Source organism: Candidatus Hydrogenedentota bacterium (assembly GCA_018005585.1).
Classification (GTDB): Bacteria; Hydrogenedentota; Hydrogenedentia; order Hydrogenedentales; family JAGMZX01; genus JAGMZX01.
Window position 1 is genome coordinate 18,731 of record JAGMZX010000070.1, and the last position, 9,350, is coordinate 28,080.

The 9,350-nt window shown below is 61.3% G+C and carries 9 protein-coding genes; 7 read left to right on the forward strand and 2 right to left on the reverse strand.

The window, feature by feature from the left end:
• Nucleotides 1-1,584, reverse strand: a 1,584-nt coding sequence (locus KA184_12985; protein MBP8130486.1) for an MFS transporter, incomplete at its 3' end; no start/stop codon positions are given.
• A 302-nt stretch (nt 1,585-1,886) separates the two neighbouring features.
• Between KA184_12985 and KA184_12990 the strand changes: the two genes are divergently transcribed.
• From KA184_12990 to KA184_13020, 7 genes are all read left to right on the forward strand, one after another.
• Nucleotides 1,887-2,855, forward strand: a complete 969-nt coding sequence (locus KA184_12990; GenBank protein MBP8130487.1) for a hypothetical protein — start codon at nt 1,887-1,889, stop codon at nt 2,853-2,855.
• Between the two features lie 845 nt (nt 2,856-3,700).
• Entirely contained in the window at nt 3,701-4,846 is a 1,146-nt protein-coding gene (sucC, locus tag KA184_12995; GenBank protein ID MBP8130488.1) for an ADP-forming succinate--CoA ligase subunit beta, read from the forward strand.
• 12 nt (nt 4,847-4,858) lie between these two features.
• Nucleotides 4,859-5,749, forward strand: coding sequence for a succinate--CoA ligase subunit alpha (gene sucD, locus KA184_13000; GenBank protein MBP8130489.1), 891 nt, complete (start codon nt 4,859-4,861; stop codon nt 5,747-5,749).
• A 63-nt stretch (nt 5,750-5,812) separates the two neighbouring features.
• Nucleotides 5,813-6,067: a 4Fe-4S ferredoxin gene (locus tag KA184_13005; GenBank protein MBP8130490.1), complete on the forward strand. Its 255-nt coding sequence runs from the start codon at nt 5,813-5,815 to the stop codon at nt 6,065-6,067.
• Nucleotides 6,068-6,100: 33 nt separating this feature from the next.
• Nucleotides 6,101-7,240 (forward strand): 2-oxoacid:acceptor oxidoreductase subunit alpha, encoded by a 1,140-nt coding sequence (locus KA184_13010; protein MBP8130491.1) that lies wholly within the window; start codon nt 6,101-6,103, stop codon nt 7,238-7,240.
• Nucleotides 7,237-8,103: a 2-oxoacid:ferredoxin oxidoreductase subunit beta gene (locus KA184_13015; GenBank protein MBP8130492.1), complete on the forward strand. Its 867-nt coding sequence runs from the start codon at nt 7,237-7,239 to the stop codon at nt 8,101-8,103. The genes KA184_13010 and KA184_13015 overlap by 4 nt, the downstream gene beginning before the upstream one ends.
• The gene (locus KA184_13020) at nt 8,100-8,789 is read left to right on the forward strand and encodes a 2-oxoacid:acceptor oxidoreductase family protein (GenBank protein ID MBP8130493.1); all 690 of its coding nucleotides are present in this window, start codon (nt 8,100-8,102) and stop codon (nt 8,787-8,789) included. Before KA184_13015 ends, KA184_13020 begins: the two co-directional genes overlap by 4 nt.
• A gap of 31 nt (nt 8,790-8,820) precedes the next feature.
• Here the strand turns inward: KA184_13020 and KA184_13025 are convergent, their stop codons facing one another.
• A complete protein-coding gene (locus KA184_13025) occupies nt 8,821-9,270 on the reverse strand; it encodes an Rrf2 family transcriptional regulator (protein ID MBP8130494.1) in 450 nt (149 codons plus the stop codon).
• Nucleotides 9,271-9,350: the final 80 nt, after the last annotated feature.

A 9,350-nucleotide genomic window follows, 5' to 3' on the forward strand; every position in this document is an offset into this window, starting at 1 on the left:
GATTCCCACGTCGTCCAGATAGCCCATGTCCTTGGCCTGATTGAGGAACTCGGACAAGCCCGCCTTGTCTCCGTATTCCGTATGCGTGAAGTCATCCGCGAAGAGCGCCAGCACACCCTCGATATTGCCCGCCTCGAGGTCCGTCTTCATCTTGAGACACAGCGCGCGCGCCTGGTCCGCGACGGCCTGCTGGTCCGCCGGGGTGGCGGACAGTTCCGCGGGCGCAGCGGCAGCGGCCTCTTGGGCCGGCGCGCCGACGGTGGCCGCTTCCTCCACCACGGGCGGCGCGATGGCAGCGGCTGTTTCCGCGGGCTGCGCGGGGGCTTCATCAGGCGCCTGCGCGGGCGCTTCGAGCGTCGTCTGCGCCGGGACAGCGGCGGTTTCCGCCGGTTTCTCCTTGATGTCCGGGTTGAAGAAGAGAATAAACGCAATCGCGCACGCGACCGTGAGGACGCACGGAATAAGGAAAATGGGCCGCCACCGGAATTTGCCCTCGGGCGTCTTGAAGACGTCAAGGATCACGCCGGTGAACTGAGTGCCAATGAAGTTGCCCAGGCCGAGCGTTACGATGAAAATCAGCCCTTGTGCTGAAGCCCTGATGTCTTCCGGGGCCACCATATCCACGTACACCTGGCCGGCAAAGAAGAAGAAGGTGTAGCCGATCCCATGGAAACTCAAGGAGGTAATCACGAGCCACAACGGCTTCATGATGGCGAAAATGACATAGCGCAGCGGCCACGCAACCACGCCCAGCACCAGCACCCAGCCGATGCCGAGATGCGTCATGCACCACGGCAGCAAGACGGCCATGCCCAGAATCTCCCCAACCTGCGCGACGGTCATCGTGGCTGGGACGTTCTTATTCTTGACGCCGAGATCTTCCAGGAACTGCGCCGTAGGCACATAATAGAACTGCAACTCGGTAGTAACGATGAACGAGATGACCAGGAACACCAGGAACATCGGGTCCTTGAGCATATTCAGGGCTTCCAAGAACGCAAACGGGTTGCCCGGCGCATTGGACGGCGGCGTGTCCGGCAGCAAGAATGAGAAGACGCCCATGACCAGGGACATAATACCCGCGAGCACGAGGCAGTCGGAAGCGTTCTTGAGCACCTTGCCGGATTGGCGCCAGAACGTCAAACCAAGCCCTGCGGCGATCCACCCGATGGTCCCCCACACGCGCACCCAGCTTTCCGGCGTGCCGACTGCGTCCTTGTGAATAAACATCACGGAGTTTGTCAGCGGCAATGTCGCCGCGTACAGCAGCGAATACAATGCCATGAAAAGGAACATGCCCCAGAAACCGCGCTGGAACGCAGCGATCAGGAGGAGCACGCCGCCAGCTACCTGCACCACGGCGAGAAGGTACTGCGCGGATATCCAGCGGTCGGCGATCTGGCCGCCGATCATGGGCGACACGATGCAGGCCAGCCACAACGTCGCATAGACCCAGCCTGTCTGTTTTCCGCTGAGTTTCATCTGCCCGAGCAGGTATGCCGCGAGGACGGGCGCCCACGCGCCCCAGATGGCGTACTCAAGGAACATCATGACGCTCAATTGACCGTACAACACCCCGTTCATGCGATTCTCCTTTCGCTGATTCCCAAACCGTATTCTCTCCACGCGGCCCCGGCCCCGTTCCGCGTACGGACTCTCATAATAGGAGCTTGCCGCGCACATTGCAATAGCGGGGTTGTCCCCCGCGGTAGCAACATTTCCGCCGTTTTCCCGAATGGGATGCCCTCTTGCGGCGTAACGAATGCCCGAGTTCCGGGTACTCTCGAGAGCCGTGGCTCTTGAACGCATGGGGGCGCCGGGGTGCTACAATCAGGCTGTGACCGCAACACGGCCGTTCGGCGCAGCCGCGGTGAAAGGAGGTGCCCGTGCAGGAATCGTGCAAGTCCCGGCTCATGGTCATTTGGCATACCGCTATTGTCGGAATAGCGGCGGCGATGCTCGGGGCGTGTTGTCCTGAAACGCCGCGGAACACGCTGGGAGACTCCTTCGAGTACGGCGGGTTGACCCGGCGCTACGAGATATACGTGCCGGCGTCTTATGACGCGGGAGCGGCTGCGCCCGTCCTTGCCATATTGCATGGTAGAGACGAGAGCATCGACGACCTCCGCACGGTTACGCGCTTCAACACACTCGCCGACGAGCACGGTTTTATCGCCGTTTATCCCGAGGCCCACCAGGGTAACTGGAATGATGGGCGGGCCGTGCCGGGGATAGCCGCCTATGACCGGAACGTGGACGATGTCGGCTTCGTCCGGGCAGTGCTCGAGCGCGTTGCGCTTGCCTATCATGTTGATCTCGCGCGCATATACCTTGCGGGCTTCTCGAACGGGGCTATGATGTGCCAGCGCATTGCCTTCGAGCAGCCCCATCTTTACGCGGCAATGGCCGCCGTCTCGGGTTCAATCCCGGCAAACGTGCGGGACGCATTGACGCCCGCCGTGCCCATTTCCGTATGCCTGATTCACGGGACCGGCGATTCCCTGGTGCCTTGGGATGGCGGCTTGCTCTCGCCCAATGACCCGCAGGGTGTGGTTCTGTCAGTTCCCGAATCTGTTGGGTATTGGTCCGCCGTCAATGAATGTCCGGCCGAACCCGCGCGTGAGACGTTGTCCAACCGCGAGACGTTTGACTGCACTACCGTGCGCAAGTACTCCTACGGCCCCGGTCTGCTGGGGACCTACGTCGCACTGTACGCCGTGGAGCGCGGCGGCCACGCATGGCCCGGTGCGTGCTGGACTCACGGACTCTTTACTCCGGGCCGTCTTTCCAGAGACCTTGACGCAACGGCCGCTATCTGGCAGTTCTGTTCGGCGTTTACGCGCCCAACCGGGTAGAAACGGTCTCCGCCTCCGGGAATCTGCGCGAGCGGTCTTGGGCCACGTGGCGCCTTCAACCCCGCTTTTCTTGACCTGCGGAATGTCTTGGACGTTGGAGGCTATTTTTTATTGACAATCTCGACCGGTATAGTGTATATATTTGGTGAGCAGCAACGTTGCTGTGCGGAATTTGGCGGCAGGGACACAAGCCTGTCCTGCCGGAAAAGCCGCCGCACAGGGAAACGGTGGCCGTGTTTCCTCGGTGGCTAATGAGGCTTAGGCGCGTGCAATTGGCGAGTCCAGACTGTGGCAACATTCTTCCACATCGACTTCGTATCAACGCCAGGCTCAACCAATGGGCCCGTTTTGCCTGTCTTGCTGTACCTCGGGTCGCGAGCGGGAATATAGGGTCTGGCCCGGCCATTGAGGCGGTCCGGTCTAATCTGACATTTGTCTTTACTATAAACTACAGTATCTCGGTCGCTTATACCGGATAATACGTGATTTTTCCGGAGTAATCCGGTGGAGATAGTTATTTTTACCGATGCGCAATTCTGCGGAACAGCATAGACTGAGTAAGGCAGGATTTCGTGGCGTTTCAGTACCTGTTGAGCAGTACTCCCAATTGTTGGGAATCGTCCGTTCGGCACGAAGCGTCGTGCGAATGCCGGGAATGAACCACTGATGGGCTTGGCGGAGACCGGTTCACCGTTTGACCTGAAAATCGTCCCTGCACCCGCCGCGCCGCGCGCGTTTATCAGGTTCATGCTGCAATCCGGTGCAGCGCATATGACCGGCCGGCGGCTCGGCATTCGCGCCTGTTCGTCCACAACGCCTCACCGTTCGCACAGGAATCCCGCCGCATGAAGATTCACGAGTATCAGGCCCGGCAGATTTTGGCGGAACGCGGCATTCCGGTCCCGGAGGGGGATGTTGCGGCGACTCCAGACGATGCGGAACGGATTGCGCGGCGCATCGGCAGGCCGGTCATGGTCAAGGCCCAAGTCCACGCCGGCGGCCGTGGCAAGGCGGGCGGCGTGAAGTACGCCGGTACTCCGGGAGACGCGAAGGCATGCGCGCAGCGAATACTTGGCATGCGGATCAAGGGCCTGGACGTGGGGAAGGTGCTGGTGACGGCGGCGGAGGAAATCGTCAGCGAATCCTATGTTGGTATTGTGCTGGACCGTTCCACGAAGCGGCCGGTAGTCATGGTGTCGCCTGCGGGAGGAGTTGAGATCGAGGAAACAGCCCGCGCGAACCCGGAGAAGGTATACAGACTTCCGGTCGATCCCGTTACTGGCTTGCGCGCGTACCAGGCGCGCAGCCTGGCCGCGAAGCTTTTTCAGGAACCCGCGCAGGCCCGGCAAGCGGCACATATCATCGCAGAGTTGCACAAACTCTTTTGGGACATCGATGCGTCTCTTGTCGAGGTCAACCCGTTGACCTTGAATCCGCGCGGGGAAGTAATCGCCTTGGACGCCAAGATCAATGTCGACGAGAACGGTCTGCACCGGCAGCCGCACATTGCAGCCATGCGCGACCTGAGCGCCGAAGCCCCTGGCGAAGCCGAAGCCCGCGATGCGGACCTCTCGTTTGTCAAGCTGGACGGGACGATCGGGTGCATCGTCAACGGGGCGGGGCTGGCCATGGCCACCATGGACCTCGTGAAGCGCTATGGCGCCGAGCCTGCAAACTTCCTGGATATCGGCGGATCGTCCAATCCAGAGAAAGTGGTCGCGGCGATGAAGATTATCCTGTCCGACCCGAATGTCCAGGCAATCCTGATCAACATCTTCGGCGGAATCACCCGCTGCGATGATGTGGCCAGGGGCATCGTGACGGCGTTCGAAGCACTGCGCCCGAATGTGCCGGTCGTGGTCCGTCTTACGGGCACGAACGAGAGAGAGGCGGGGGCTATTCTCCGCGAGATGAACCTCCCTTGCGCGGATTCGCTCGATGCGGTTGTTCAGAAAGCCATCGCGCTGGCGCAGGCGCCGGCGGCGGTATAGGAGCAGCGCGGCATGGCCATCTTCATCGGCAAGCACACGAAAGTCATTGTACAGGGTATTACCGGGCGCGACGGCTCTTTCCACGCGCAGCAGATGAAAGCGTACGGCACGCAGGTGGCCGGCGGCGTCACTCCGGGCAAGGGCGGCGCCGATGTCTCCGGGATGCCCGTTTTCGACAGCGTCGAGGAAGCGGTCAGTGCGTCCGGGGTGGATACTTCGGTCATCTACGTTCCCCCGGCGTTCGCCGTGGATGCGATCTATGAGGCCGTGGACGCGGGGATTCGCCTCGTCGTGTGCATCACGGAGGGAATTCCCGCCAGCGATATGATGAAGGTCTGCCCCTACGTTCAAGCGCGCGGCGCACGGCTTGTTGGTCCCAACTGCCCGGGCCTCATCACGCCCGGCGAATGCAAGGTCGGCATCCTGCCCGGGTCCATCGTGAAGAAGGGAGATATCGGCGTCGTGTCGCGTTCCGGCACGCTTACGTATGAAGCCATCTGGGCGCTGACACGCGCGGGCATGGGCCAGACCACGTGCATTGGCATCGGCGGAGACCCCGTGACCGGCACCAGCTTCGTCGATTGTCTCGACGCGTTTGAGCGTGACCCGGCCACCGCGGCGGTGGTCTTGATCGGCGAAATTGGCGGCGCGGACGAAGAGACGGCGGCGGCATTCATCCGGTCGTCGATGTCGAAGCCCGTCGCGGCTTTTGTCGCGGGGCGCACCGCGCCGCCGGGCAAGCGCATGGGCCACGCAGGCGCGATCATCCTGGGCGGCGCGGGCACGGCGGAGGCGAAGATCGCCGCGCTCCAGGACGCGGGCGTGGCCGTGGCTGAGTCGCCGGCCGAGTTGCCCGGGCTCTTGCATCAAGCGATGCGCGCTCATCGGAAAACGGCCGTATGAGCCGCCTGAGCAAACCGGAGGAAACCATGGAAAGTGAATCAAGGAAGGCATTCTATGAGCGACATGCAGGTTGTTGCTGAGACCTCGATCGACACGGCCAGAAAGAGCAAATACGATTACTCGCAAGGGCCCTCGCCCGTAAGTATCAACCTGAGCTGGTGCAAGACCTGTAATATCTGCATCGCGCTCTGTCCGAAGAAGGTTTTCGAAGCCGACCGCATGGGAAAACCGGTGCTCGCGCGGCCCCATGATTGCACGCAGTGCGCCATCTGCTGGATGCACTGTCCCGATTTTGCCATCACCTCGAATTACCGGTAACACACGGCGGACGCATCCGGAAAGAAGGACCGAATGACTGCTGCTAAGCGCAAACTGATGCTCGGCAACGAGGCTTGTGTACACGGCGCCCTCTATGCGGGATTGGATTTCTATGCCGGCTACCCGATCACGCCCTCTACGGAAGTGACGGAGGGATGCGCCCGTCAGTTACCCAAGAAGGGCGGGCGGTTCCTCCAGATGGAAGACGAGATCGGCGCGATTAGCGCGGTGGTCGGCGCGTCCGTTGCGGGCGCGAAAGCGATGACCGCAACGTCCGGCCCCGGGTATTCGCTCATGGTCGAGAACATCGGCTATGCCTACATGGTCGAGGCGCCGTGCGTTGTTGTCAACGTGCAGCGCGGCGGCCCGTCCACGGGCTTGCCCACCAAGGTCAGCCAATCGGACACCATGCAGGCGCGCTGGGGTCCGCACGGGGACTACACCGCCATCGCCGTGGCGCCTTCGTCCGTCTCGGAGACGGTCACGGAGACCATTCGCGCTTTCAACCTCGCGGAACGGTTCCGCACTCCCGTAACCATCCTGCTCGACGAAGTCATCGGTCACATGCAGGAGATGGTCACGTTGCCGGAGCCGGGCGAATACGAGGTCCTCGACCGCGTGAAGCCCGCTTGCGCTCCGGAGGACTACGCGCCTTACGAGACCACCCCGAATTTCGTGAATCCCATGCCCGCATACGGTGAGGGATACCGCTGGTACGCAACCGGCCTCACCCACGATGAGATGGGTTTTCCTACCAACCGGCCGGATGAAACCGTTACTCAATTGGAGAAGCTGCGGCGCAAAATTGAGGACTTTTGCGACGAGATCTACAGGATGCGCGTCGTGCACATGGAAGACGCCGACATTGCGATCGTGTCCTATGGGTCCGTTTCGCGCACGGCGCTGCTGGCGACGCTGCTCGCCCGCAAGGCGGGCGTGCGCGTCGGTTGCGTCCAGCTTCAGACCGTGTGGCCGTTCCCGCTCGAGCCGGTGCGCTCGCTGCTCCGGAATACGATGACCGTGATTGTGGCGGAACTGAACATGGGCCAGATCGTCCGCGAAGTGGAGCGCGTCGTCCCTGCGACAGCCAAGGTGCGCTCGCTACTCCGATATGACGGTGAAATCCTGACTCCCATCCAGTTCATGGAGAAGATTGAAGAGGTGCTCGCATGACGACCCTTGCCCACGAGACCGCGCCCAAGCATCATTCCGACGTCTGCCTGAGTTACTTGCGCCCGCACAAGAAGTTCCCGAACCTCTGGTGCCCAGGTTGCGGCAACGGCATCGTCATGAGTTCCCTTGTGCGCGCCATTGACACGCTCGACATCCCAAGGGACGAAATCGCGCTTGTCTCCGGCATCGGCTGCAGCAGCCGCATGCCGGTCTATCTCGATTTTCAGGCGCTGCACACTACGCATGGCCGCGCCTTGGCGTTCGCCACCGGCGTCAAGTTCGCGCGTCCGAACCTGAAGGTAATTGTTATCACAGGTGACGGCGACGCGTTGTCCATAGGCGGCAATCACTTGATCCACGCGTGCCGCCGCAATATCGACATTACCACAATCCTCATCAACAACTACACGTACGGTATGACGGGCGGGCAGGTATCGCCGACTACGCCGTCGGGCGCATACGCCACCACGACGCCGTATGGCAATACCGAGAAGCACTTCGAGGCGTGTGACCTTGCCAAAGGCGCCGGTGCGACTTTCGTCGCGCGGACCACGGTCTATCACGCGCCGCAGATGGACAAGGTGCTGATGGAAGCCATCCAGCATCACGGCTTCTCCTTTGTCGAGGTGATTTCCAATTGTCACACGTACTTCGGGCGGCTCAACCGTCTTGGCCAGCCCACCGCGCTGCTTAAGATGTACCAGGAGAAAGCCGTGCCGGTGGCACGGGCGGCGAAGCTGTCAGCGGAAGAACTCAAGGACAAAATAGTCACTGGCGTGTTGCATCGCGACCTCGAGAAGACAGAACTGTGTGATGAATATCAGCAATTGGTCGATTCGCTCGCGGAAAGGAAACAAAAATGAAGAAGGGTTCCTTGCTCGACTTCCTGACGCTGCCTGACCGGTACGAAATGCGCTTGTCGGGTTCCGGCGGACAAGGCATGATGCTCGCGGCTACGATTCTCGCCGAGGCCATCGGCGCGGACCCCGCCAGAAACGTCACGCAGACGAAGTCCTACGGTCCCGAGGCCCGCGGCGGCGCTTCCAAGGCCGACCTGGTTGTCTCCCCGGGCAAAATCTATTATCCGAAGGCCCTCAAGCTGGACCTGCTCCTGGCCATGACCCAGGAGTCTCTGGACAAGTATTATCCCGACCTGAAAGAAGGCGGAACCCTGATTGTGGACGAGACGCTCGTCTCCACCGTTCCGGCTGAAAGCTACTTCAGTGTGCCCCTGACTCAGTTGGCCCGCGAGGAAGTACAGAACATCGTGGTGGCGAACATGATCGCGCTCGGGGCGATTGCAGCCATCACGGAGGTCGTGCCCGCGCACACGCTGCTCGAAGCGGTGCTCGCCCGGGCGCCGCGCGGCACGGAAGAAGCGAACCGGCATGCCGTTGAAGTGGGTCTCCGCGAGGGTTTGGCCCACAAGGAACGGGGACCCGTCTCGGCGGTCGCGGCGCTCAAGACCAAAGCGAAGCCAAAGAGCGCCGCTAAAGCGGCTTCGGCGATATTGTTCCCTCAACTACAGTGCGAACAGGGGCTTACCTGACCGCAAAGGCGCCAGGCAGCGCGTCTCCGGGTCAGATGCTAAACGTCAGGCCACACCCCTGCGACAGCGACGCCTCCTGCTCCAGCAGGTCGGCAAAGGAAGTGCTGTCATAGACGCCAAGCATAGCTTGATGTGCCCGCTCCCACATTGGCAAGAACGGACAGCTTTGCTGCATCGGACAGTGTTCCTGCAGCTTGCCCCCCAGGCAGCTCACGGGTACCAGGGATATTTCCATGGCGCGAAGCACTTGCCCCACTGACACCATCTCGGGCTCCCGCGCCAGCCAATAGCCGCCTTCCCGCCCCCGTGCGGAATCCAGAATCCCCGCCCCTTTCAGTTGAAGCAGGATGTTTTCGAGGAACCGCACCGGCACAGCCTGAGCCTCAGCAATCGCCGCGATAGTGACGGGCCCCGTGCCGCTTCGCTTGCTGAGTTCAAAAACCGCCCGTAGCGCATAGACCGTCTTTTGTGAGAAGGGCATATCATGAATCTCCATAAAATCTACCAAAACAATGATATTCCCTGAAGGCAAGGCATGTCAAGTCAAGCGTATGTGACCCA